At 51.3% G+C, this 25,168-nt stretch carries 24 protein-coding genes and 1 riboswitch; of the genes, 16 read left to right on the top strand and 8 right to left on the bottom strand.

Annotation, left to right across the window (positions count from 1 at the left end):
• The first annotated feature begins 320 nt into the window (after positions 1-320).
• Entirely contained in the window at positions 321-1,460 is a 1,140-nt protein-coding gene (locus tag NYE24_RS15340) for a transglutaminase domain-containing protein (RefSeq protein WP_342479023.1), read from the top strand.
• A gap of 40 nt (positions 1,461-1,500) precedes the next feature.
• Here the strand turns inward: NYE24_RS15340 and NYE24_RS15335 are convergent, their stop codons facing one another.
• The 4 genes from NYE24_RS15335 to NYE24_RS15320 all read right to left on the bottom strand — a co-directional run bounded on the left by NYE24_RS15335 (position 1,501) and on the right by NYE24_RS15320 (position 5,605).
• Complete coding sequence (locus NYE24_RS15335; RefSeq protein ID WP_235218426.1) at positions 1,501-1,821, bottom strand: DUF3889 domain-containing protein; 321 nt, start codon at positions 1,819-1,821, stop codon at positions 1,501-1,503.
• Positions 1,822-1,907: 86 nt separating this feature from the next.
• On the bottom strand, positions 1,908-2,201 hold the full coding sequence (locus NYE24_RS15330; protein WP_342479022.1) for a MerR family DNA-binding protein: 294 nt from the start codon (positions 2,199-2,201) through the stop codon (positions 1,908-1,910).
• 318 nt (positions 2,202-2,519) lie between these two features.
• Positions 2,520-4,007, bottom strand: a complete 1,488-nt coding sequence (locus tag NYE24_RS15325) for an amino acid permease (RefSeq protein WP_051493461.1) — start codon at positions 4,005-4,007, stop codon at positions 2,520-2,522.
• Positions 4,008-4,157: 150 nt separating this feature from the next.
• Positions 4,158-4,374: riboswitch (Lysine riboswitch) on the bottom strand.
• A 97-nt stretch (positions 4,375-4,471) separates the two neighbouring features.
• On the bottom strand, positions 4,472-5,605 hold the full coding sequence (locus NYE24_RS15320) for a virulence factor (protein ID WP_036694957.1): 1,134 nt from the start codon (positions 5,603-5,605) through the stop codon (positions 4,472-4,474).
• A 429-nt stretch (positions 5,606-6,034) separates the two neighbouring features.
• Here NYE24_RS15320 and NYE24_RS15315 point away from each other — a divergent pair, with 429 nt between their 5' ends.
• The gene (locus NYE24_RS15315) at positions 6,035-7,033 is read left to right on the top strand and encodes an MBL fold metallo-hydrolase (protein WP_341027103.1); all 999 of its coding nucleotides are present in this window, start codon (positions 6,035-6,037) and stop codon (positions 7,031-7,033) included.
• Positions 7,034-7,128: 95 nt separating this feature from the next.
• The gene (locus tag NYE24_RS15310; RefSeq protein ID WP_036694960.1) at positions 7,129-8,754 is read left to right on the top strand and encodes an ATP-binding cassette domain-containing protein; all 1,626 of its coding nucleotides are present in this window, start codon (positions 7,129-7,131) and stop codon (positions 8,752-8,754) included.
• Positions 8,755-8,865: 111 nt separating this feature from the next.
• Here the strand turns inward: NYE24_RS15310 and NYE24_RS15305 are convergent, their stop codons facing one another.
• Entirely contained in the window at positions 8,866-9,051 is a 186-nt protein-coding gene (locus NYE24_RS15305; RefSeq protein ID WP_036694961.1) for a hypothetical protein, read from the bottom strand.
• A gap of 130 nt (positions 9,052-9,181) precedes the next feature.
• Here NYE24_RS15305 and NYE24_RS15300 point away from each other — a divergent pair, with 130 nt between their 5' ends.
• On the top strand, positions 9,182-10,051 hold the full coding sequence (locus NYE24_RS15300; RefSeq protein WP_036694962.1) for a cation diffusion facilitator family transporter: 870 nt from the start codon (positions 9,182-9,184) through the stop codon (positions 10,049-10,051).
• 212 nt (positions 10,052-10,263) lie between these two features.
• Positions 10,264-11,355, top strand: a complete 1,092-nt coding sequence (locus tag NYE24_RS15295) for an SH3 domain-containing C40 family peptidase (protein WP_342479021.1) — start codon at positions 10,264-10,266, stop codon at positions 11,353-11,355.
• A gap of 247 nt (positions 11,356-11,602) precedes the next feature.
• On the opposite strand, the gene NYE24_RS15290 is transcribed toward NYE24_RS15295, so the two are convergent.
• A complete protein-coding gene (locus NYE24_RS15290; protein WP_342479020.1) occupies positions 11,603-12,010 on the bottom strand; it encodes a hypothetical protein in 408 nt (135 codons plus the stop codon).
• A 281-nt stretch (positions 12,011-12,291) separates the two neighbouring features.
• Complete coding sequence (locus tag NYE24_RS15285) at positions 12,292-12,459, bottom strand: DUF1328 domain-containing protein (protein WP_036694965.1); 168 nt, start codon at positions 12,457-12,459, stop codon at positions 12,292-12,294.
• 188 nt (positions 12,460-12,647) lie between these two features.
• On the opposite strand from NYE24_RS15285, the gene NYE24_RS15280 reads away from it, so the two are divergent.
• The 11 genes from NYE24_RS15280 (at position 12,648) to NYE24_RS15230 (ending at position 24,638) form a co-directional block, all read left to right on the top strand.
• The gene (locus NYE24_RS15280) at positions 12,648-13,154 is read left to right on the top strand and encodes a DUF948 domain-containing protein (RefSeq protein ID WP_036694967.1); all 507 of its coding nucleotides are present in this window, start codon (positions 12,648-12,650) and stop codon (positions 13,152-13,154) included.
• Positions 13,155-13,225: 71 nt separating this feature from the next.
• On the top strand, positions 13,226-13,762 hold the full coding sequence (locus NYE24_RS15275) for a hypothetical protein (RefSeq protein WP_036694968.1): 537 nt from the start codon (positions 13,226-13,228) through the stop codon (positions 13,760-13,762).
• Positions 13,763-13,853: 91 nt separating this feature from the next.
• Positions 13,854-14,201, top strand: a complete 348-nt coding sequence (locus tag NYE24_RS15270; protein ID WP_036694969.1) for a general stress protein — start codon at positions 13,854-13,856, stop codon at positions 14,199-14,201.
• A 211-nt stretch (positions 14,202-14,412) separates the two neighbouring features.
• Positions 14,413-15,585 carry a fused response regulator/phosphatase gene (locus tag NYE24_RS15265; RefSeq protein ID WP_036694970.1) on the top strand — a complete coding sequence of 391 codons (1,173 nt, stop codon included), beginning with the start codon at positions 14,413-14,415 and terminating at the stop codon, positions 15,583-15,585.
• Positions 15,582-19,250, top strand: a complete 3,669-nt coding sequence (locus tag NYE24_RS15260) for a response regulator (protein ID WP_342479019.1) — start codon at positions 15,582-15,584, stop codon at positions 19,248-19,250. The genes NYE24_RS15265 and NYE24_RS15260 overlap by 4 nt, the downstream gene beginning before the upstream one ends.
• Before the next feature lie 90 nt (positions 19,251-19,340).
• Positions 19,341-20,201, top strand: a complete 861-nt coding sequence (locus NYE24_RS15255) for a protein-glutamate O-methyltransferase CheR (protein WP_235218427.1) — start codon at positions 19,341-19,343, stop codon at positions 20,199-20,201.
• Positions 20,202-20,218: 17 nt separating this feature from the next.
• Positions 20,219-21,889, top strand: a complete 1,671-nt coding sequence (locus tag NYE24_RS15250; protein WP_076159781.1) for a response regulator — start codon at positions 20,219-20,221, stop codon at positions 21,887-21,889.
• Positions 21,890-21,986: 97 nt separating this feature from the next.
• Positions 21,987-22,325, top strand: coding sequence for an STAS domain-containing protein (locus NYE24_RS15245; RefSeq protein ID WP_036694974.1), 339 nt, complete (start codon positions 21,987-21,989; stop codon positions 22,323-22,325).
• Positions 22,326-22,343: 18 nt separating this feature from the next.
• Positions 22,344-22,796, top strand: a complete 453-nt coding sequence (rsbW, locus tag NYE24_RS15240; protein WP_036694975.1) for an anti-sigma B factor RsbW — start codon at positions 22,344-22,346, stop codon at positions 22,794-22,796.
• Positions 22,793-23,563, top strand: coding sequence for a sigma-70 family RNA polymerase sigma factor (locus tag NYE24_RS15235; RefSeq protein ID WP_036694976.1), 771 nt, complete (start codon positions 22,793-22,795; stop codon positions 23,561-23,563). The genes rsbW and NYE24_RS15235 overlap by 4 nt, the downstream gene beginning before the upstream one ends.
• 127 nt (positions 23,564-23,690) lie before the next feature.
• A complete protein-coding gene (locus NYE24_RS15230) occupies positions 23,691-24,638 on the top strand; it encodes a WG repeat-containing protein (protein WP_342479018.1) in 948 nt (315 codons plus the stop codon).
• Positions 24,639-24,730: 92 nt separating this feature from the next.
• Here the strand turns inward: NYE24_RS15230 and NYE24_RS15225 are convergent, their stop codons facing one another.
• Positions 24,731-25,060: a DUF5665 domain-containing protein gene (locus tag NYE24_RS15225; RefSeq protein WP_036694977.1), complete on the bottom strand. Its 330-nt coding sequence runs from the start codon at positions 25,058-25,060 to the stop codon at positions 24,731-24,733.
• Between the last annotated feature and the right edge of the window lie 108 nt (positions 25,061-25,168).

The raw sequence follows: 25,168 nt of genomic DNA, 5'->3' as shown, positions 1-25,168 counted from the left end.
CGGTGTTCTCACCTAATCGGGCAGACTTAGTTGTACAAACTACAGTTAGAAGATGAAAGACTTCCTTTTCACTGTTTTTAAATGTACAGAATGCACCTATTCCTGTGTTCACCTCTATTCTCTATGCATTATTCTTCTGCTCGCAGCGGGAGAGAACTACTTATTATGCACGGAGAGGGCAGAGCCGATATAATGGATAGTACAGGCACGAACGCCTGCCTATTGTTCAGGTTGGAGTTGTAAACAGGGGATTATTGGCATTTACTATAGAGTATACGGCTATGGCCGATGATATAGATTGCAGGAGGCGCGCGGATCATATGGGGAAGAGACAGGGATCGCTGATGAAGACGGCGGTTGGACTGATGCTTGTGTTTGCAGCTCTACCGCCTGCGACGTACTGGGGATACGAGCATGCGTATGCTGCATCGGATTCGGCGGTGGTGCAGACCACACAAGGAATGATGCAGAAGCTGGCTGGTGCAATGAGTAACCGCAGAGAGACGATCACCTTCACTTATCAGGGCAAGACCACCAAGCTGAAGAGTGAGATTCAGACGGCAATTAATCAGGCGATGGGGAGCGACCCGTATCTGTATTATATTATTGACAGCTATGCCTTCTCCTACCGTGGAAGCACGCGTGCTGTTCATGTGACGGTTCAGGTGGAATACCGGGAGACGCTGCAGCAGACGGCATATGTGAATAAGCAGGTGAAGGCTATTCTGCAGCAGATCATAACACCGGGCATGAACAATCACCAGAAGGTAAAAGCGATCCACGACTGGGTCGTGCTGAATCTGGAATATGATCACTCGCACCGCAAATATACCGCTTATGAAGGACTTCAGACTGGAAGTGCGGTCTGCCAGGGCTATACACTGCTAACCTATAAGCTGCTGCTGGGGGCGGGGATTCCGAACAGAATTGTGGAAGGGACGGCCAGGGCCGCAGACGGTGTAACCCAGTCGCATGCCTGGAATCTGGTGCTCTTGAACGGGGCATGGTATCATCTCGATACCACCTGGGATGACCCCGACCCGAGTCCAGAGGGCGGAATCAGTACACTCTATTATATGAGGACCGATGCCCAGATGCGGCTTGACCACAAGTGGACCAAGTCCTATCCGGCGGCCTCCACCAGTTATGCCCAGACCTTGACTAAGCTGGTCAATCAAGGGGGCCAGGGGGTGGAGGCATACAAGACGCTGCAGAAGGATCTGAATTACTGGCTGTACGAGGAGAATCAGGTGGTTTCGTCGGCGGAACAGCTCAAGGAGCTTGCGATGCAGGCGGCAGACTCCGGGCAGCAATCGCTGCTGTTCCGCTATCGCGGAAGCGACAAGTTGCTGAGGCAGGATCTGCAGGTGCTCTACGGGCTGGGACTGAACAACCTGGCCTTTAACAGCTCGCCGTTCGAGAATACAGGAGATCTTAAGGTATACGTGACCTGGAAATAAAAGAGTGTCAGCTATCCGGCGAACCAGCCAGGGTGGCACTTCAGGCATTGGTCTCCAGGAATTGAATGGTCTGAAGCTTGTTTGTTGAAGGGTTGAAGCGGACCATCACGATTACGCCGAATTCCCGGCCCGCCTTGCTTCGGACCAGCAGCTTGAATTTCTCTTCCGCAAGCTTGGGCCTGATCTGGGTCCGGCCGATGTGCTTGTAATCGATGATCTCGGCGTTGTATTTTTGCTGCGTCTCCTTTACGGCGATGGTTCCCCAATGGGCATAGTCAGGTGCAGCGGAGATGGAGTTTAACGGGCTGCTCAGGATTAGGGCTAACGTCAGCAAGGCTACTGTCCATATTTTTTTCATCATGGCCTCCTTGAGCTGGAATTACAGGTTAGCGTCCCCCGGCACCCGCGTTTTTATGCGATTCCCTAGAGCACAGCAGCTCTGGGGTTTTAGTGTTTTCCGAACCCGTCCTCACAGGTAATATCCATCTTTAGAAGCTTGTAAAGAGACTGCTTGGAAGCCTCCAGGTTTTTTTGTGTGTCTTCAATTTCAGCTATTTTAGCCGTTATGATACGTGTTTGTTCATCCTTCGAAATTCCCTGCCTGGAGATCATCGATTTAATATCCTGGATGGTAAATCCGACGGCTAAGCTATTCTTAATCACTTCAAGATAAGTAATAATCTCCGGGACATAATTCCGGTAATTATTTTCTTCTCTAAGGACATGGAGTCCGTTACTCACCCCATTGGCGACTTTCTTCCCAAATAAGAGCACCTCAGTCCGTTACGCTAAGCCAAACGCCCCTGAAGAACAACGCCCGCTTGGAAAAAAGATGTAATTTGAAGGGGGATTGCGTCTGCACCACTATTTTAAATCTGATAAGGTTCTAGCTATATATAAAAGACCGGTTTTGGCCCGCTGCTACGGGATCAAAACCGGTCTTTTGCTGAAAGATAAGAATTTATATGCTTCACGCTATAATTATCCTTATCTTTTTCGCTGAAACGGTACCGTCCTTTAAAAGGACGGCAATGCCGTTTCCACTTATGTTGCAAGGAATCAGTCAGCGTGGGTACTCAGATCACACTTCTCCAGCGGGATCAGGCTGCTCTTGCGGAACCAGCCATAGCCCAGCCAGATCAGCAGGAACAGCGGCACGCTGACGTAGGAGACCAGAATGCCGTACCAATCGATCTTCGCGCCGGTGAAGGCGCCCATGTTCTGGCCGAATACGGCTACCATACACAGAGCGAAGGCAAACAGCGGACCGAACGGGAACCATCTTGCCCGGTAAGGCAGCTCCTCCAGGGAATGGCCCTGCTTCACGAAGGCCCGGCGGAAACGGTAATGGCAGACGGCAATCCCGAGCCAGTTGATGAAGCCGCACATTCCAGAAGCGTTAAGCAGCCAATTGTACACCGCGCCGTCTCCGAAGAAGGAGGCTAGGAAGGCAAGCATGCCGACAGCGGTAGTCACGAGCAGTGCGCCTACAGGAACACCTCTGCGGTTCAGCTTGCCGAGCGCGCGCGGTGCCATTCCATCCTTGGCCATGGCGTACAGGACACGGGTGGAGGCGTACATCCCGGAATTACCGGCAGACAGCACGGAACTGAGAATTACGGCATTCATTACCGAGGCGGCAATCGCCAGCCCTGCTTTGTTGAAGACGATTGTGAACGGGCTGACGCCGATATCATCAATACCGCCGCGGAGCAGATCGGGATTCGTATAAGGAATTAGCATACCGATGACGGCTATCGCGAAAATATAGAAGATTAGGATGCGCCAGAACACCTGGCGGATCGCGATCGGGACGTTGCGGCGCGGATTTTCGCTCTCCCCTGCGGCGACACCGACCAGCTCTGTTCCCTGGAAGGAGAACCCGGCGGCCATGAAGACCCCGACGAAGGCGAAGAAGCCGCCATGGAAGGAGCTGCCTCCAAGCTCAAAGTTGCTGAAGCCTACAGCTTTGCCGCCCAGAATCCCGAAGATCATCAGGACGCCGACCGTCAGGAAGACGACCACCGTAACAATTTTGATAATGGCGAACCAGTATTCCGACTCACCGTACCCCCGCGCAGACAGGAAGTTCAGGCCGAACATGAGTGCCAGGAAGAGCAGGCTCCACAGGAACGAGGGACTGTCCGGGAACCAGTACTTAATGATAACGGTGGCTGCTGACAGTTCAGCTGCTATGGTCACCGCCCAGTTGTACCAGAAGTTCCAGCCGATCGCGAAGCCGAAGGCGGGGCTGACGAACCGTGTGCCGTAGGTACTGAAGGAACCGGAATCGGGCAGATAGGTTGCCAGCTCCCCAAGGCTGGTCATCAGAAAATAGACCATAATGCCGACGGCCGTGTAGGCGAGGAGTGCTCCGCCCGGACCGGAGGAGGCAATGGCCCCGCCGCTCGCGAGGAACAATCCGGTTCCGATCGAGCCGCCGAGGGCGATCATGGTCAGATGTCTTGCTTTGAAGGATTTGCGCAGGCCCGGTGTATTGGCGCTACCCGCCTGTATTGCCGGCCGTTTAGGCTGCTGTTCTTGCATGAATAGGACACTCCCTTTAGATTGATGGTTCTGTTCACAGGGGGAGTGCTGCTGCCTGCATGTGCCGGTTCTTCTTCCCGGCGTGATGCACGCAAAAAAACCGCAGACGGACGCTGCGGTTCCTCAATATAGGCTCCGCATCATACTCCCTGTTAAGATAGCGCAACACGGTGCAGCTCCCGCAGTCTCCTGACAGGCAGTATGCACAGTGACAGTTCCGCGCCTTTCGGCAAACGGCCCCAATCGTAGCTGCGGACTAAGAGCAGCAGTTACGACTTCGGCGGATATTCCTTTGGGCGCGTATCAACGATGGCTCTTAGGCATCTCCACGCGCTTACTCTTCTTATCCGCGACCTCTACCTCATCCTAGGTATGATGAGGCTATCTTTGAACGATATGAACAACAGGAATCAGTATAATGCATACCGGCTTCTCAGGCAATGACAAAATACGGCAGGTTCACGTCAGCTCCGCCGGCGCTCTGACATCTGCTGCCAGACGGTGCCCGCCGCCTCTTCGCCGGACAGAATCCGTTCCAGCGCCATCTTGGCCTGAAGCCCGACCTCGAATTCGGGGTCTTCGGCAGCAACGCTAAGCGCGTTCTGGGCCTCAGCGGTCCCGACTTCGTAGAGGAAGCGTGCCGCCCGCCAGCGCACCAGCTTGCTGGCATCACTCAGCGACGCCGTCATCACCGGCGTCGCCGCCGGGTCGCCAATGTCGGAGAGCGTGTCCCCGGCTGTGCGCCGCACGGCCGGGGCGCTGTCCTTCATCGCCTCATAGAGCAGCTCCATCGCACCTGGCGTGCGGATGTCGCCCAGGTACACGACAGCCAATCTGCGAATCTGCAGCTTGGGGTCGTGCAGCGCTGCCCGCAGCTCCGGCAGGAGCTGCTCGCCCGGCGCCAGATCCTCCAGCGCGGCGTAGCGCACGCGCCAATCCGCATCCTGCAGGTCTCGCAGCAGCTCGGCCTGCTCTTTCTTGTGCCGCTGCTCGACGAACTCGCCGGCAGCCCCGTGCGCGATGGCCTGCTGCACGAGGGAGTCGAGGCGTTCCTGCGGATACGCCGCCTCCAGCTCCTGCTCGACCTCGCGGGCAATCTCCGGCGGCTCGCCGTAGCGCACGCCGTAATCGCTGAGCTTGCGCTCTTTGATCATCACGGCGCTGGCCACATCGGTCACCGCCTGGGTGAAGCGGCTGGAGAGGGCGATGCGCTCCTCCTTCGCGCCGGTCTTGACGCGGATCTGAATCGGGATGCCGCGGAACATCTGCACGAAGACCTGGGACTCCCCGTAGTGGGTACCGTCATTCTCATCGCCGAGACTGTACTCTGCGCTGAGGCCGTCCGCCCCGAAGCGGTTCTGGACCTCGCGCAGAATCGCTGCCCAGTCGGCACTGCCCTTGCGCTCCAGCGCAGCGAAGTCAGCGGCATGATAAATACTGGTGACGCCCGGAATCTCCAGCATCTCCTGCGCCCAGGAAGGGGCGGAGCGCCGGGACTCCGGGGTGTAGGTCCGGCGGATACCGGGGGCAAGGCTTTCGTCCAGATGAAGCTTCATGGTATTTGGACTCGGTGTCGGTTCAATAAATGTAATCTTCATATGTCAGCTCCTTGGGTTAAATGGCATAAGTTCCGTCCTGCGTTACCCGCATTTTACCTCATTTGAGCAGGTGAATACAAAGGGGCGGAGACGCGGACCCGCAAAATTTTAAATATTATTGAATTAGCAACCCAAACGGGAAGTGTTGCATATTTTGCAATTTTGACTTCTTGAATAATCGGGTTGTTGAGGGAATGTTGCAATTCGTGCAGGATTTCATCCTTCCTCATACCGCCCGCTAGATCCGCATCATCCCTGACAAAAGAGGCCCGGACGTTTCCCGCCCAGCCATTTGGGTACAATTTGTAGTGAGCGTTCTTCAGGGTCCTGTAATTTTGCAAATGATTCTGCGGAACCCTATAGTTAAGATATGTGGTTTGCCGCCAGTCAACAGAAACGGCAAATCTGCTATAAGGAGTGGTTCTTGGTATGGCCAAAATACGTTATAACAACATCGACAATGTCAGCACCGATAAAACGCTTAAGGAATTCCGCCAATGGCGTGAGGACCGCCGCAAGAAAAAGAAGGATTACACCTATAAAGTGCCGAATCATCCGCCGCGCCTCGACTATTTGGCCGGGAACCGGCTGGAGACGACGATAACGTGGATTGGTCACTCCACTTTTTTTCTGCAATACGAAGGGCTTAATATCATCACTGACCCGATATGGGCGCGGCGGCTGGGCTTCGAGAAGCGGATCGGTCAGCCGGGCATTCCGCTCGCGGATATCCCGCCCATCGACCTGATCCTGATCTCCCATTCCCACTATGATCATCTGCATATCGCGTCCATCCGCAAGCTGTACCGGGCAGGAACAACCATTGTGGTGCCTGCCGGGCTTAAGCGCAAAATGCTCCGCAAAGGCTTCCCTAACTGCCAGGAAATGCAGTGGTGGCAGGAGATTACGCTGGGCGCCGTCAAGCTGACGTTTGTCCCGACCCAGCACTGGACGCGAAGAACGCCGTTCGATACGAATTCCTCGCACTGGGGCGGTTATGTGCTTCAGCCGTCAGACCCGCAGAAGCACCCGGAGGGGGAGGAGGGCAAGGCGCAGCATAAGCTGCTTCCGCCGAACCTCTATTTTGCCGGAGACAGCGGCTTCTTCCCGGGCTTCAAGGAGATCGGCAGACGCTTCAAGCTGCATGTGGCGCTGATGCCGATTGGTGCTTATGAACCTGAATGGTTCATGAACTCTCAGCATGTGAATCCCGAGGAGGCCGTGCAGGCCTTCCTTGATGTAGGCGCAGAGCTGATGATACCGATGCACTTCGGAACCTTCAGGCTAGCCGATGATACCGCGCGCGAAGCGCTGGACCGGATGGAGCAGGCTAGGGTGGCGCAGGGGCTTGGTGAGGAGCGTATCCATACTTTGGGCTATGGGGAGACGCTGGTTGTCCAGCCCGAGGAACGCCCGGCGGGGAAATAACACTTCTACTTAAATAAGAGCCGTAATAAGGGCCATTTTGCTTGATTTTATGCTATAATGAGCCGGAACCTAAGTGAAAAGGATGGTAATGCTTAATGATTAGCACAAGCGGCGTAACACTCCGCTACGGAAAACGCGCACTATTTGAGGACGTAAACATAAAATTCACACCCGGCAACTGTTACGGTCTGATTGGCGCGAACGGCGCCGGCAAATCGACCTTTCTAAAGATTCTGTCCGGAGAGATTGAAGCGAACATCGGCGATGTGCATATTACACCCGGTGAACGCCTGGCGATACTCAAGCAGAACCATTTCGAGTATGATGAGCATCTGGTGCTGGAGACAGTAATTATGGGCCATACCCGGCTATATGAAATTATGAAGGAGAAGGATGCTCTGTACGCTAAGAGCGACTTCACTGAAGCGGATGGACTTCGTGCGGGTGAACTTGAAGGTGAGTTCGCAGAGCTGAACGGCTGGGATGCTGAGCCTGATGCGGCTGCAATGCTGATAGGCCTTGGTATTATGCGTGAGATGCATGATAAGAAAATGGCCGAACTCAGCGGCAACGAGAAGGTCCGTGTACTGCTGGCCCAAGCTTTGTTCGGACGTCCGAACAACCTGCTGCTCGATGAGCCTACCAACCATTTGGATCTTGAATCCATTGGCTGGCTGGAGAACTTCCTCATGGACTACGAAGGCACTGTTATCGTGGTATCCCATGACCGTCACTTCCTGAACAAGGTATGCACGCATATTGCGGACATTGATTTCGGCAAAATCCAGATGTACGTCGGCAACTACGACTTCTGGTATGAGTCCAGCCAATTGGCCCAGGCCCTGCAGCGCGACTCGAACAAGAAGAAGGAAGACAAGATGAAGGAGCTGCAAGCCTTCATTCAGCGCTTCTCGGCCAACGCCTCGAAATCGAAACAGGCGACTTCGCGTAAGAAGCAGCTCGAGAAGATTACCCTGGATGACATCCGTCCGTCCAACCGTAAATACCCGTTCCTGAACTTCAAGCCGGAGCGTGAAGCCGGCAAGCAGCTGCTTACGATTAGCGGCCTGACCAAGGCTGTGGACGGCGAGAAGCTGCTGGATGAAGTCAGCTTTGTAGTCAACAAAGGAGATAAAATCGCTTTTGTAGGACCGTATTCCCAGCCTAAATCCCTGCTGTTCGATGTGATTATGGGCGAGAATGAAGCAGATGCGGGCGAGTACACTTGGGGAGTGACAACCACCCAGGCGTATTTCCCGAAGGATAACTCCAGCTACTTTGACGGGGTGAACATGAACCTGGTGGAGTGGCTGCGCCAGTATTCCAAGGATCAGGACGAAACCTTCCTGCGCGGTTTCCTGGGCCGGATGCTGTTCGCCGGCGAAGAAGCACTGAAGAAGGCAAGCGTATTGTCCGGGGGCGAGAAGGTCCGCTGTATGCTGGCCAAGATGATGCTGAACGGGGCGAACGTGCTTGTGTTCGATGAGCCTACCAATCACTTGGACCTGGAATCGATCACCGCGCTCAATAACGGCCTGATTGACTTTGACGGCACGATCCTGTTCACCTCCCATGACCATCAGTTCATCCAGACGATCGCCAACCGCATCATTGAGATTACTCCGGCTGGCATCATTGACCGTACGATGAGCTATGACGAGTATCTGGAGAACCCGGAGATCAAGGAAATGCGGGCCCGGATGTACCCTGTTGAGGCTTAAGAATCAGATATAGACAGAATGAACGGTTATGAGTTCATATGAAAACGGCTGCGTCGTCCCCGGAGGGATAACGCAGCCGTTTATGTTCACAATATACAACAACCTGGAAGTCTAAGACCCGCCAGTCCGGCGGCGCTGATTGTTAGGCTTCTTGTTATTCTGGCTTTTCAGCGGCTTCGCGGAGCCGGCCTGAAAGGTTGAACCCGGTTTTCCCGAAGCATGCTGTTTCTTCTGCTCCAGCTTCTGGCGGATGGCATCAGCCAAATTAATTTTTGGTTTCTCATTGTTCTCGCTCATTATGTTACCCCCTTAGGCAGCAAGTCCTTTTCCTTATTCTAAATGTTTTTAAATGCTGCTACAAGGGCAAGAATAACTCAAAGAAAGTTTTCCTGTATTTATGCGGCAGGGATGGGGAAGAGGGGCAGAGATGACTGATATTTATGAAGATATTCGCAAGGGTGAAAAGGGTGCGCTGGTCAGTATCGCTGCATATGTGATTTTGTCCGCCTTTAAGCTGGTCTGCGGCTACCTGTTCGCCTCCAGTGCACTCCTGGCAGATGGTTTCAACAATCTAACCGATATTGTGGCCTCGCTGGCTGTGCTGATCGGGCTGCGCATCTCCCGGAAGCCGCCGGATTCCGATCATACCTACGGGCATTTCCGGGCCGAGACGATTGCGGCGCTGATGGCCTCTTTTATTATGGCGCTGGTGGGCATTCAGGTTATTGTGGAGGCGGTGCGTTCGCTGTTCGGGGGGGAGAAGGCCACGCCGCAGCTCTGGTCTGCCGGTGTTGCGCTGGTGTGTGCCGTAGCGATGATGGGGGTATATATATATAACAAGCGCCTGGCCGAGCAAATTAATAACCATGCGCTGATGGCTGCTGCTAAGGATAATTTCTCGGATGCTATTGTAAGCGTAGGGGCCGCAATAGGGATTGTAGGAGCGCAGTTCGGACTGCCGTGGATCGATTCGGCTGCTGCCATCGGAGTCGGCTTGCTGATTATCAAGACAGCCTGGGATATTTTCCGTGATTCCACGTACCGCCTCACTGACGGCTTTGACGAAGATAAGCTGCTGGACCTGCGCAGCACCATTGCCCGGACACCAGGTGTGGAGGGCATCAAGGATTTGAAGGCCCGTGTACACGGCAATCATGTACTGGTGGATGTAGTCGTGGAGGTGAATGCCCGCATGACGGTCATGGAAGGGCATGAGATCAGCGACTCGATTGAAGAGCGGATGACCAAGCTGCATAACATCATGCATGTGCAAGTTCACGTGGAGCCCAAGGATTAACATTCCATGATTTCTCCTAGTTAGTTGTAATTTCCACCAAATCCAAGGAGGAATCGCGACTATAGACCTGTATGTTACCATAAGATGGAAAGGTTTTTTGTGAAATTTGGAGCATGTTCCAAATCCCGGGCCAGCCTATAATGAGGGCAGAAAGCAACAAACGTAGCGCGCGACGTTGTTGAATTTCTTAATACGTTAAGCGGGGGAACGCTATGATCGTATCACGCAAGAAATTTACAGCATCGCTATGGGTTTCCGCTTCACTGGCATTATCCTTGGGAGTGTTCAGTCCGGGACAGGTCTTCGCTGCAACTGATTCTTCGATTACAATGCTGGCGGCGTCCACCGGGCAGACTGGCATCATTGAAGCTTCAGTCCGGCTGCGTACAGATCCGTCTACCAGCAGTACGGTACTGAAATATCTTAATAAAGGCGATCAGGTAGTTATTCTGGAAGCTGCGAACAGCTACTGGTACAAAGTAAGAACTGCAGAGGGAATTGTGGGGTATATGAGCTCGGGAGATTCCTATATCCGGTTGGCTACGGTTTCTGCACCTGCGTCCCGGACAGCGGTGATTCAGGCCACAGTCCGTGTAAGGGAGACCCCTGCAACCAGCGGTCAAGTGGTTGGATATCTCTATAAGAATGACCAGGTAACCATTCTTGAAGAGACTAACAGCTATTGGTACAAAATAAAAACGGCAAATGGGACGGTGGGTTATACAAGCTCATCCGATCAATATATTTCAGCGGGCGCTTCATCGCCGTCTGCTCCAGCCACTCCAGCTCCAACACCGGTACCTGTTCAGACACCGGCGCCTGTTCCAACACCAGCACCGGTACCTGTACCTACAGCCGGGCAGACGGCTGTGATTGAACGTGTGATCGCAGCGGGGATGGGCTATCTGGGGACGCCATATGAATTTGGCTCCAGCCGTAATGATACGCGTACCTTCGACTGCTCGGATTTCATCCGCCAGATCTTCATGGATGCAGCGGACTTGAAGCTGCCTGCCGATTCCCGGCAGCAAGGCGACTGGGTCAAGCAGAACAGTGGTGTAGTTACGGATGTATCCGGCTTGAAGCGCGGCGATTTGATGTTCTTCATGGATTATAAAGGAACTTCTCCCTCTGCTTATGCCGGAATCAATAAGTATACGGCAAGAATTACACATGTCGCCATGTATTTGGGTGACGGGAAGCTGCTGCATACCTATTCAGTAAGCTCCGGCGGTGTAAGAGTAGATAATCTTAGCGCTTCTTGGATGAACCGTTTCCTGTACGGAGGCTCGGTCATCCGCTAATATATACAGCTAGGACAGCAAGAAGCGACAGGCAGTACAAGTTTGTGACGGGTGAACTACAAGCGGGTGTATGTCGGGGTTATCCCTTCAGTAGAAGATTCTACTGAAGGGATAACCCTTTTTATTGTCATTAGACACAAAAAAAGGCCGTTTGGATTGGCGTCCACGGGCCTTGTCAGGGTACTCCGGTTGAGTCATAGCTGCAGCATATGAGTGGAGCAGCTATGACTCTTATGTGTCGAGTCGCTTATGGATTGATTACGTATGCGGAGGAAGGAACCTTGATCCATGCTTTACCCAGCCAAGTGTAGACTTCTCTCCATTCGTTGCCCATTGCGTCAGTCATAATCACACCAGTAGTATCAACAGTCTGTGCACTCAGCCAACCAGCAGGAGTTGCCATGCTTCCCATAGAAAGATGGAACGCTGTGATCTTGGTCAGAATGATCTGAGGAGTTGCTGGCTTGATGTCAGCTGGCGTAATGACCGGAGCTGCCGGATTCAGGTAAGTCGCTCCGGTTACAGTAGTTACTGCATCAGAAGAAGTGGTTTTGGTAGTTTCTGTTGTCCCTGTTGTTACCTCAGCCGCAGAAGCTGTTGCTGCCAAGGAAGCCATAAGACCCATTGCTACTGTTAAACTGGCTAATTTTTTCATCGATGATTCCTCCTAGGTATGTTGGTGTGATTTTCTATGTTCATGCTGTGCTAATATGGATGTAAACATAATTTGCATTGAATGAACCAGCGTAAGCAAGAAATTTTATTCTTCTTGTCCAGCTTGACGGGTGGTGACGCTTCATTCCGGTCAGAATCACCGATGACAATCTGAGCGGAAAGGCCTATACTTTTTGAAGGGCAGCAAGAAGCCCGGAGGTTTCCTGACGGAGACCTCCGGGCCTTGAGCACTGCCTGGCCGGCAGTTAATGGTATGCTTGCCTACATTGATCGTCCCCTGCGTCCCATAAAGAGTGAGACCACGAAGAGGATCAGGAAGATGTAGAACAATACTTTGGCGATGCCGACGGCTGCCGCCACAATGTTGAAGAATCCGAAGATACCGGCAATCAGGGCCACTACCAGCAGAATTATAGACCATCTTAGCATGAGATGTCATCCTTTCTGTGCATTGATGTAATCATTGTTTAAACGGGGCTTATCCATTTGAAACAGGGAGGAAAGGAAGAGGATTCCAGGGACTTGGCCTTTGTTTCGGCCGAATTCTGTAAGGGTAACTATGCAGTATCACACAGGGTAAACTGACAATTTAAACACTTTGGAAGGGGTTATCCACTATGATCATTGAACTTAGCGTAGCACTGGCTGCTATTGCCTTTGCAGTACTCGTATTCTTCTTAATCAAAACCTTGAAATCAGCGAAGGACTCGCTCGACAAGGTCAGCCAGACGCTGCAGGAGGTTCAGAAGACTATCGATGAGCTTACCTATGAAGTGAAAACAACAGTCCGGCATGCCAATGACATCACTGCCGATGTCCAGGGCAAAATTCAGAAGATTGACCCGATCGTGGATTCCGTGAAGAATCTGGGCGATGTCATGAACGAGCTGACATTGACCGTGAAGCAGGTATCGGTAACGGTAATCGAGAAATTCCGTAAATCACGTGAACTGAAGGATAAGGCAAAATCCGTATCTATCGCAGAAGCCCCGTTAACACCAGCCGAGGAGAGAACTGTACAATCCTATGAGGCAGTGAGTTCAAGCAAATCTAAGGGCAAGGTTGCTACAGCCCTCAAAGGCGTGGATGCAGCCGCCGCGATCTGGCAGAAATTCCGCCACTAATACCTTGATGGAATGATATACGGCGGTGCACAGGACGGGGCAATACCAGCTCATGAAAGGCGGGAACCCTTATGAAAATGGTTATTCTCTTGCTTAGTCTTCTTGCTCCCTTCATATCTGCACCGCCGCAAGGAGAGACGGTTTCGCCCGCTCCCGGTACTGCCGCACAGCTGCCGGCAATGTTCGCCTACGAGCATAGCGCAGTTGCCGATCCCTACATAAGCAGCTTCGATTCCTTGTCCGGTATTAGCTTATATATGACGGAAAAGGAGCTGCTGCAGGCCAAGGGAACGCCTCAGCAGATTGCAGAAGATCCTTGGGCGGGCTGCCTTGAATATCAATATGCCGATATCTCGGCGGGAGTATGCGGCAGTGTGGTCCTCTATGTACATGCTTCGCCTGCTCAGGCAGGGCAATACGGTCTGAGCCTTAACGGGCAGGTGCTCCATCCGCAGACTATGAACGTGCAGGATATGCTGGGAACGCCTGATTTTGAAGCTGAGGATGGGGATGTTTATATTAGAGGAGAGGCCGCGCTCAAGATCTACCGGAATATGGAGAGCGGCGAATGGGACGGCTTGGATTTGTTCGATGCTTATTCCTTCTGAAGCTGATTCAAGTTCGGCGATTTTGGTTAATGAAGGGTCAGTCATCTATACCGGTGGCTAGGCCTTATTCATTATGAAGGAGAGTGATTTCATGGATTCAACTGGTACACAGGCTTATGCCAAGCTGCTGGAGAACGGCGTTCAGGCAATAGAAGAAGTGAATCGGCTCCGTAGCAGCGGCTACACCAGAGAGGATCTTTATGTGATCAGTCATGATGAAGACCGCGAAGGACGTATCGTAGACGCCGCAGATTCTAATGAAGTGGGGCTGAGCGAAGAAGGGCTGTTCGGTGCCATTGCCAACCTCTTCCGTTCGCGTGGCGACGCTTTACGCTTCAAGATTACTTCACTGGGCTTCAGCGCAGCGGAGGCGGCCTTTTATGAGAAAGAGCTTGATACAGGCAAGGTTCTGGTCATTGCCAAAAGAAACCCACAATAATCGCGGGTCAGCTTCGTTGACCTCAATAGTACAATAGCGTAACCTCCAGTCCCACTAGTATGTAGTGGAGCTGGAGGTTACTTTGTTGAAGCCGGAACCTGTTTTATGCCAATATCTAGCTGGATGGTAACAGGCCGTATAAATATCGTATGATAGAACGATAGAGTTGCGGGTTCATAGTCTTAACACTATTCGCGTGAGGTGAAGAAGCTTGAGAATATTAATCGTAGACGACAATCCTACCAATGTAATTATTATCCGTGAGATCCTCAAGAAGGAAGATTACCGGAATTTCATAACGGCTTCGTCCGCTATAGATATGTTGAAGCTGCTCGGCGTCGGTGCAGGGGAAGAGAACGCACAGCCCCGTCCATCCGATGTGGACCTGATTCTGCTGGATATGATGATGCCGGAAATGGATGGGATTGAAGCCTGCCGTGTGGTTCAGCAATACGAGCATCTGAAGGATATTCCTATTATTATGGTTACGGCTGTAGGTGACTCTAAGAAGCTCGCCGAGGCGCTGGATGCCGGAGCGGTGGATTATGTGACGAAGCCGATCAACAAGGTGGAGCTGATGGCCCGTATCCGCTTGGCGCTGCGGCTGAAGCGCGAGAAGGACTGGCATAAGGAGCGGGACCAGCGGATACAGGATGAACTGAAGCTGGCTGCCCTGGTGCAGAATGCGGTACTCAGTCTGCCGCTGGCCGAGGAGACCTTGGAGGTGCATGCCATCTATCAGCCTTCCTTCGAGCTGGCCGGAGATCTGTATGCGTGGTATCCGCTGGGAGACGGGCGTTATGCTGTCATTCTGCTGGATATGATGGGCCACGGTATCTCGTCTTCCCTGTTCTGCATGTTCCTGGCCTCTGTACTGAAGGATACCGTAACTACGTATGTGGAGCCGGAGAAAGTCATTCAGGAGCTGAACAGACGGTTTAACCAGCTCTATATTGAGAAGCAGCTGGTTCAGTATTATTTCACGGCTATTTATCTTGTCATTGATACCCGCATGAAGCGGATTAATTATGTGAATGCCGGGCATCCGCCGGCGCTGTTCTTTGAAGGGGACGCTAAGACCCCGGTACTGCTTGAGAGCAACTGCCACCCTGTCGGACTGTTTGACCGGATCGATATCCAGCAGCAGAGCCTGAGCTATGAGGATGAGGGGCACCTGGTACTGTTCACGGACGGCCTCTTGGAGATGGTGGAGGGCGGTCAGGAGGAGCAGCTGCAATTCATGATCGGACATTTGAATACCACGCATGACTGGCAGGAAGACCTGGTGCGCGCTGCATTCCTGAGCGAGCCTGTTAACGCGGACCGGGATGACGATAAATGCCTAGTCTGGATCTCGCTGAAGAAAGGAACCGATAAGGAATGAAGATAAAGGCTAAACTGCTGATCGGATTCAGTGCTATGCTGGCGATTATGCTTGCACTGACCCTGATCGGCTATGACAGGCTTCATTATATGAGCAGTCAGCTGGACAGCTACCAGGAGAGATACAGCAAGGGCCGGGCTTCGTCGGGACTTCGCGGGGAAGTGAACGACATGGCACGGATATTGACTACTTCCATGCTTAATGCCGATACTGTAACCCTGGAAGCGCAGAAGGCTGAGATTGACAGCAAGGTCCTCAAGTCTGCAGAGCATCTTAAGAACATTAAGGCCTCGCTGAAGACGGCAGAGGAACTCCAAATACTATCCCGGATTGAGAACTCCTATTCTGCTTATCTGAAATATCAGGACAAGGCTCTGGAGATGCTGAGCGCCGGATACTTTCAGAATGCCAACACCTACCGCAACGCAGAAGGGCAGGACGTTCAGAACGAGGTGCTGAACAGTCTGAATGCGTTGTCTGATTATAATGCCTTCCGCATGACTGAGGAGACTGCCAATGCCCAGGAGGCGTCGAACAGATCGATTCAGATGGTCACCCTGATTATGGTCTTGGGGCTACTGCTTGGGCTGGGTGTCATTCTGTGGGTGATACCGAGTATCACGCGCGGCCTAAGCGTCGTGTCCATGATGATTACCAGCTTCGGCAATGGAAAAATGCGGGCGATCCGCCGGATCAAGGTGAAGTCCAAGGATGAGATTGGTGATGTAGCGCGGGTATTCCAGCGGATGGCCGAGGATATTGAGCAGAAGCAGGAGCTGGAGAGATCCTATTCCCAGGCACAGAGTGATCAGGCTTGGCTGAATGCCAATATTGCCCGGATTACGGAGCTGCTGCGCGGTGTCAGCTCGCTGGATCAGGTATCCCAGACCTTCATCAGTGAGTTCTCACCTGTGCTGGGAGCGCAGTATGGTGCCGTCTATCTGAAAAGCCAGGACAATCCGAATCTGCTGGTCAGCAGCGCCTTCTATGCCGGGGAGGAGGGGGTTTCGCCCAAGGAGAGCTTCGAGATAGGTCAGGGGCTAATCGGGCAGAGCGCCTTGGATAAGCTGCCGATCAAGCTGACGGAGGCGCCTGACAACTATATCTCCGTATCTTCGGGATTCGGGGAGGCGCATCCAAGTTATATTTCCATTCACCCGCTATTATTCGAGGATGAGGTGCTGGGTGTTGTAGAGTTCGCTTCCTTCACGCCGTTCTCGGTGCTGCAGAATGAACTGCTCCATCAGCTCTCCAGTAATCTGGGGATTATTCTGAACAACATCAGCCGCAGGCTTGTGGTTGAGGAATTGCTGCGCGAATCGCAGGCGCTGACCGAAGAGCTGCAATGCCAGTCGGAGGAGCTGCAGACCCAGCAGGAGGAGCTGCGCCGCTCCAACGAGAACCTAGAGGAGCAGACAGATGCTCTGAAGCGCTCGGAGGAGCTGCTCCAGCGTCAGCAGGAAGAGCTGGAGCATTATAATACAGAGCTGGTCTCCAAGACCCGTGCGCTGCAGGATCAGGTGCAGGAGGTTGAAGAGAAGAAGGATGAAATTGAGCATGCCCGTATGCAGCTGGAGAAGCAGGCTAAGCAGCTTGCGGTAACCAGCAAATACAAATCCGAGTTTCTGGCCAATATGTCCCATGAGCTGCGCACCCCGCTGAACAGCCTGCTCATTCTCTCCCAGCTCCTTACGGAGAATAAGGAGGGCAATCTGAGTGAGAAGCAGGTAGAATTCGCCCATACTATCTATATGTCAGGTGCAGATCTGCTTAAGATGATTGATGAGATTCTCGATCTGTCCAAGGTTGATGCCGGCAAAATGGAGCTGAATCATGAAGAGATTCCGCTGATTGAGCTAAAGACCTTCGTGAAGCAGAACTTTGCTCCGCTGGCCGCGAAGAAGGGGCTGTCGCTGCGCCTGTCCTTTGACGAGCCGCTGCCGGACAGTGTATATAGCGACAGTCACAGACTGAAGCAGGTTCTGCGCAACCTGTTGTCCAATGCCTTCAAATTCACCAGCGAAGGCTATGTGGAGTTCTCTGTCAGCCGTGCGGACGTCAAGCGACTGCCTGCCTATCTGCCGCATGATTATGATTATATTGCGATATCCGTCAAGGATAGCGGAATCGGTATCCCGTCAGATAAAATGGATATCGTCTTCGAGGCGTTCCAGCAGGTTGACGGAACGACGAGCCGCAAATATGGCGGCACGGGGCTTGGCCTCTCGATCAGCCGCGAATTAGCCCGCCTGATGGGCGGAGCGATCGGACTGGAGTCCCGTGAAGGGCAAGGAAGTATATTTACACTGTATCTGCCGGTCCAGGGGAACTTCAGCCTGCTGCCGGGAGCAATCGAAGCCGCACCTGCCGGCGAGCCTGCGCAGCTTGAGGAATACCGTGAGGAACTGCCATGGAATGTGGCAGGGGATATCGCGCCTACACCTGCTACGCCTGTAGTTGTTGAAGATGACCGTGATTCTCTGGCCAGCGGCGACAAGGTGCTGCTGATAGTTGAGGATGACGAGAGCTTTGCCAAGATCCTGCTGAGCATGGCCCGCGGGCGCGGTTTCAAGGGACTGGTAGCCCTGCAGGGCGATATCGGCCTGCAGATGGCCAAGACCCTGCTGCCGGATGCAATCATTCTCGACATCCAGTTGCCTGTCCTGGACGGCTGGTCGATTCTGAGGGAGCTGAAGAGCGACTCCCAGACACGCCATATTCCGGTGCATGTGATCTCTGTGAATGATGAGATGAAGCAGGGGCTCATGATGGGAGCGATGGCCTATCTCAGAAAGCCGTCCTCGCGTGAAGCGCTGGACCGGGCCTTCTCGCAGATTGAGAACTACACCGCCAGCACGATGAAGCATCTCTTGATTGTCGAGGACGACGATATTCAGCGACGCTCCATCGAGGAGCTTATCGGTCATGACGATGTAGTGATTACGGCGGTGTCTTCAGGCCAAGAGGCTCTGAATGAACTGCACAAGCAGAGATATGACTGTATGGTGCTTGATCTGATGCTGGATGATATGACCGGCTTCGAGCTGCTGGATCAGATCCGCGACGATGAGGAGCTGAACGATCTGCCGATTATTATTTATACCGGCAAGGATCTGGACAGCAAGGAAGAGACCAAGCTGCGCAAATATGCGGAATCCATCATTATCAAGGATGTCCGCTCGCCGGAACGGCTTTTGGATGAGACCACGCTGTTCATGCACAGGGTAGAAGCAAATCTGCCGGAGGATAAGCGTAAAATCCTGCAAAAGCTGCACAATAAAGAGGAGCTGTTTGACGGCAAAAAAATTCTGCTTGTCGATGATGATATCCGCAACGTCTTTGCCCTCTCCAGTGTGCTCGAAGGCTATCACATGGAAGTGAAATTTGCCGAGAACGGCCGCGAGGCCATCGACATGCTTGTCGAACAGAGTGATTATGACCTCGTGCTGATGGACATGATGATGCCGGAGATGGACGGATATGAAGCTATGCGCCGCATCCGGCAGATGCCGCAGTACCAGAAATTGCCGATTATCGCCCTCACAGCCAAGGCCATGAAGGAGGACCGGGCCAAGTGTATTGAAGCCGGAGCCTCTGATTATATGAAGAAACCGATCAGCACAGATCAGCTTCTTTCGTTAATGCGTGTCTGGTTGTATTCGTAAGGGCGATTTCAGGGTAATAGCTATACAGCAGGTTCAAACCGCGTACGGAAATAAGGCTCAGGCAAGGGAGTATTGATGACAATGGCAGCGATGGAGCACGGATATGAGGGGCAGGGTAATCCGCCGGAGAGCAAGCAGGAGCTTGAACAGATTGAGATTGAACTGCTTCTGAACGGAGTACACCGTTTGTATGGATATGATTTCAGGAATTATGCCCTGCCTTCCTTGAAGCGGCGCATCTGGCATCATGTCCATGCAGAGAGCTTACCTACCATTTCTGCCCTGCAGGAAAAGGTCCTGCATGACCGTGCATGCTTCGAACGGTTCGTGTACAGTCTCTCGATCCCTGTGACAGAGATGTTCCGTGATCCGGGTCTCTTCCTGACTTTCCGTCAGAAGGTCATTCCCTTACTGCGGACCTATCCTTATATCCGGATCTGGCATGCCGGCTGCTCGACAGGCGAAGAGGTCTACTCGATGGCCATTATGCTTCATGAGGAAGGACTATATGACAAGGCAAGAATTTATGCCACGGACATGAACGCCCGTTCCTTGCAGCAGGCTAAAGAAGGCGTGTACGAGATTGGCAAGATGCAGCAATACACCAAGAACTACCTTGAGGCTGGTGGTACGGGCGTCTTCTCGGAATACTATACAGCGAAATATAACTCAGTGATTCTGCAGCCGTATTTACGCAAGAACATTATTTTTGCAGAGCATAATCTGGCGACAGACACTTCCTTCAACGAATTCAATGTGATCCTGTGCCGTAACGTAATGATCTACTTCAACGACGAGCTTCGCGATCATGTCCATGGCTTGTTCCATGAGAGCCTCAGCCGGTTCGGAGTGCTGGTCCTCGGTTCCAAGGAGTCCATTCATTTCACACGATACAGTGACAGCTATGAGCCCTTGGACCGGGTAGAAAAAATATACCGCAAAAATAAATAGCGGGTAAGGAGGGACCTATGGGGGTTCAGGAACCGATTCATATACTGCTGGTTGACGACCGTCCCGAGAATTTGCTGGCACTCGAAGCCGTCCTTGAGAGTCAGCATTACAAGCTTGTCAAAGCCAATTCTGGAGAAGAAGCACTGCGGTGCTTATTGAAATATGAATTCGCCGTGATTGTTCTGGACGTTCAGATGCCAGGTATGGACGGGATCGAAACCGCCAAATTAATTAAAGCCAGGGAGAAAACCAAGGATATTCCGATCATCTTCATCTCAGCCAACAGCAGGGAGTCGGAGCATCTGTTCGCAGGGTATTCTGCCGGCGCTATTGATTATATGGTCAAACCGTTTATCCCGCAAATTCTGAAGTCTAAGATTGAAGGCTTTGTGAATATGTATCTGACCAGCAAGAAGCAGCAGATTCAAGCCATGCAGCTGCAGCAAAAGACGCTGGAGCTTGAGCGCATGAACGGTGAATTGATCAAAGCCAAGGAAGAAGCGGAGATTGCGGCTAAGGCTAAGACTGAATTTCTTGCGATGATGAGTCATGAGATCCGCACGCCGATGAATGGCGTAGTGGGTATGATTGATCTTTTGATGGAGACTCAGCTTGCTCCTGAGCAGAAGGAATATACAGAGATTATCCGTAAAAGTGCGGACACACTAATTACGGTGATTAACGATATTCTTGACTTCACTAAGATGGAATCGGGTAAGATGGAAATGGAAGAGCAATTATTCGAGCTGCATACCACCGTTCAGGAGGTATTTAGCTTGTTCTCAGCTGAAGCCGGCAAAAAAAATCTGGAGCTGGCCTATTTCATAGATCAGAAGCTGCCGCGGCTGATCTATGGGGATATGGCACGGCTACGCCAGGTACTGATAAACCTCGTAGCCAATGCGGTGAAATTTACCAATCAGGGCGGCGTTTATTTAGTTGCTTCCAGTCTGCCGGCAGCGGATAATAAGCTGGTCATTGAATTTACGGTTAAAGATACAGGCATCGGCATTTCTCCGGAGAAATGTGACCGGCTGTTCCAGCCCTTCTCCCAGCTTGATTCCTCCATGACACGTAAATACGGAGGTACGGGCCTCGGCCTCGCCATCTGCAAATCCCTGGTGAGTATGATGGGCGGAGATATCCGTGTAGAGTCGATGGAAGAGAAAGGGGCGACCTTTGTATTCAGTATTCAGGTGGCCGTGCCGGAGCATGAGCTGGAGGGCAGCAGCCGGGAAGAGGAAGGCATAGCAGACCGGGTAGACGAGGCAAGCCGGAGCAAAGTGCTGGTCGTGGATGACCATCCGATTAATCAGCGGCTTATGGTTAGCATGCTGGATAAGCTTGGGTACCGTGCCGATGTGGCCGAAGACGGGAACCAAGCTGTAGAGCTGGCCCGGAAATCTGCTTATGATTTCATCTTCATGGACCTGCAGATGCCGGTGATGGATGGACTTGAAGCAACCTCCCTGATTCGTGAGGAGAGCAGCGGTTCTCCCGACAAGACTGTGATCATTGCGATGACTGCGAATGTGATGGAGGGAATTCAGGACCGCTGCACCGCTGCCGGGATGGACGGCTACATCAGTAAGCCTCTCAAGCTAAGCAGCATCAAGCAAATGCTCTCCAGATATTCCGGCAGGGATAACCCTGCAACCCAGCGGAACACCTCACTTTTTAACGCATGATCCATGAATTACCAGTGCCAACATTATCTCTTTTTTGTTTCAACCCTATGCTATTAGGGTTATTGGTAAAGAAAACATTTAATCAGGAGAGTTGTCTATGAATACACATAAAAGCGAAAAGTTTCACGCAAAGACCGAAACCGTTGGTTCGGTATGTACTGTCTATCTTGTAGGTGAACTTGATCTGTCTGTGGCGCCTGACTTTCGTTTGGTGATGGAACCGCTAGTGGGAGACACGGGGCTTGATCTCGTAATTAATCTGAAGGATCTGAAATATATTGACAGCACCGGAATCGGAATCCTGTTGTCCATCCTCAAAGCAAGACATGGAATGGACGTCAAGTTCACCGTTGCTGAGGTTCCTCCGCAAATACAGAAGCTGTTTGACATGACCGGCATTTCCAAATTTTTTGCCTCCCAAGAGAATTCCCACTAGGAAAGGATCGAACTAAGAATGAGTGATGACATACAAAGAGTACTTCTTCAGTTACCCGCCAGTGCAGAATATGTCGATATTGTCAGACTTAATCTATACGGCATTGCCTCTAAGATGGGTTTCACTTATGAAGACATTGAAGATATGAAGGTTGCCGTCTCGGAAGCATGCAATAACTCCGTGCTTTATGCCTATGGGCAGGCGGACGGTATGGTTGATGTAATCTTTGAGGTAGGATCAAGTGTCTTATCGATTACTGTCAAAGATGAGGGGGAGAGCTTTGATAGTTTGGATGCGTCCGGGGAACGTCTGACGCTTCATGACAAGGAGCTGAATGATGTTCAGGTAGGCGGGCTGGGATTCTATCTAATGCAGGCGCTAATGGATGACGTTAGCGTCGTTAGCGAAGCAGGGAAAGGGACAGTCGTTACCCTGACTAAACGGCTCAATTTCAGCGAGGAGAAAGTATGAATGACAAAGTGACTCCCCCAGAGTCCATGAATGAAGCAGTAAGCCTGATCTGGGAATACCAGCAGACGAAAGACAATGAAATTGCAACAGTGCTCATCCGCAAATATGAACCCATGGTGAAGATGGCCGCTGGCAAAATCGCCCGTAACCGTCCGGATCTCTACGAGGATCTGTATCAGGTGGGGCAAATGGCGTTAATCCGGCTGCTGGCGCAATACGACATCAGCTTGGGGATTCCCTTTGAGCCATATGCGATGAAGAGTATGATTGGACATATGAAAAACTTCCTGCGTGATAAATCCTGGTATATACAGGTTCCACGGCGGATTAAGGAAAAAGGCGCGCTTGTGCAGCAGGCTATTGATGAACTGACCGTGCGGCTCGAACGTTCTCCGGCGGTTGAAGAGATTGCCCATTACCTGGATCTTACTGTTGAGGAAACTGTGGAAGTGCTTGCCGGCAGAGAATGTTATCATTATGTCTCTCTGGATTCACCGCTCTCCCAGGAAGAGAGTGGAGCTACACTCGGTGAATTGATCAGCTCGGAGGCGAATGACTACGAGACCGTGGAGAAGCGTATGGATCTCCAGCAGGCGCTCGGACAACTGAAGGAGCAAGAGCAGCAGGTGCTGCTGTTGGCCTTCCAGGATGGTCAATCCCAGCGGGCTATCGCCCAAAAGCTGGGTGTCTCGCAGATGAGTGTCTCCCGTATCCAAAAGCGGGCCACCGAGAAGCTGAAGCAGATCATGGCTAATTCATCCTATTGAATATCAATGCCATTATAATTATCAGGGCAGTGTTCCGATTATCTATAGAGCATAAAATTACTTCATTAAACAATTCCGATGATTGAATGTATCGGGATTGTTTTATTTTTTGATGAGAGGATAAATAATGGTGCACAAATACGGTTATATTGATCGAGACGGCAACTTTGCCATGGAGCCTATTTTTGATTTTACTAATTCGTTCCGAAATGGCATTGCTTCATGTGATTTTGAGGGAAAATCAAGATTTATTACCGTAAAGGGAGATACCGTATTACAAACAAATTACTCTTTTGTAGGTGATTTTTATTGTGGTAGAGCTTTATTTACGAATGGAAGTAAATTCGGATACATGGACTTAGAAGGGAACGTAGTTATACCGACAATATATGATCACGCTTACAATTTTTCGGAAGGATATGCTAGTATAACAGCACCAAACGGGAAAATAGGCATTATTGATATTGAAGGAAATTTGATCATTGATCCCATTTATGATACAGCGATGCATTTTGAAAATGGAATTGCAACAGTCAGTAATGAAGAAGGGAAATATGGGTGTATTAACATCGATGGAGATTTTGTAATCGAGCCGATATATGATTCTCATATTTTTTTTTCAGAGGGCCTAGCAGCAGTAAATGTAAGAAGTAAGCATGGATATATTGATATGCAAGGAAATTTGAAAATTCCACTTCAATATAAATACACAAATGGATTTAATGGCGGGTTAGCTCCAGTATTGGTTGGTAGTAAATATGGTTTTATCAATAAAACGGGGAGTATTGTAATAGATCCTGTTTTTGATGATGTAGGCAAGTTTATTTCAGGGGATCTATCTGCTGCGAAACTGAGTAAAAAATGGGGATATATTAATCGAAGTGGAGAGTTCATAATTGAACCTAAATTTAAAAATGTTTCGCATTTTACCGAAGATAGAGCCTTTGTTATTGAAAATGAATATCAGGTAGTAATAAAAACTAGTGGGGAGTTTATTGATACGAAGTATTCGCTGATTCAAGCGGAATCCTTTAACGAAGGATTGAGTGCTGTTCAAGCAGAGGTAAGGAAATAAATATATTATTTAATCTGCGATCATGAGCAACATCCATCCTGCAGTCTATTCACGGTAGAGTAGGCTGCAGGAGGGATGCGCGGGAAATGTGTTTAGTTCGCATCGATATACTTTTTGATTTCTCCAAGATATTCCCCGATAACCGGTACGTTGAGAAACAAACTGAGGATATAGCCAAGAATACCGAGAATGACAAAGGTACCGAGTGAGAGGCCCAGGCCTCTGGAGATCCCGGCCATCAGATTGGTGATGATCCGCTTCTTGGGGTCTGTATAGTTCTCCAGGATATCCTTGAACTCGGATTTCTCCAGTGAGTCGGCGATCTTGTCGAGCCTCGCATTCAAGCGTTTGACCTCATGCCGCAGCTCGAAGGGATGCTCATCTACGTCATAAGCTTTGGTTCTGTTGTCCGCTTCTCCCATAAGGCGTACCTGCTTTCTGTAGCCTGAACCAGGCTTTATTGGAATATAAGGCATGCATAAATAGAGAGCAGCCAGCTATAGACGATCTGGCCGCTCTCTTGAATGTCT

Source organism: Paenibacillus sp. FSL H7-0350, assembly GCF_038593195.1.
Classification (GTDB): Bacteria; Bacillota; Bacilli; order Paenibacillales; family Paenibacillaceae; genus Paenibacillus_AQ.
The sequence above is the reverse complement of the archived record's forward strand: the minus strand, read 5'-3'. Positions and strand labels throughout refer to the sequence as shown.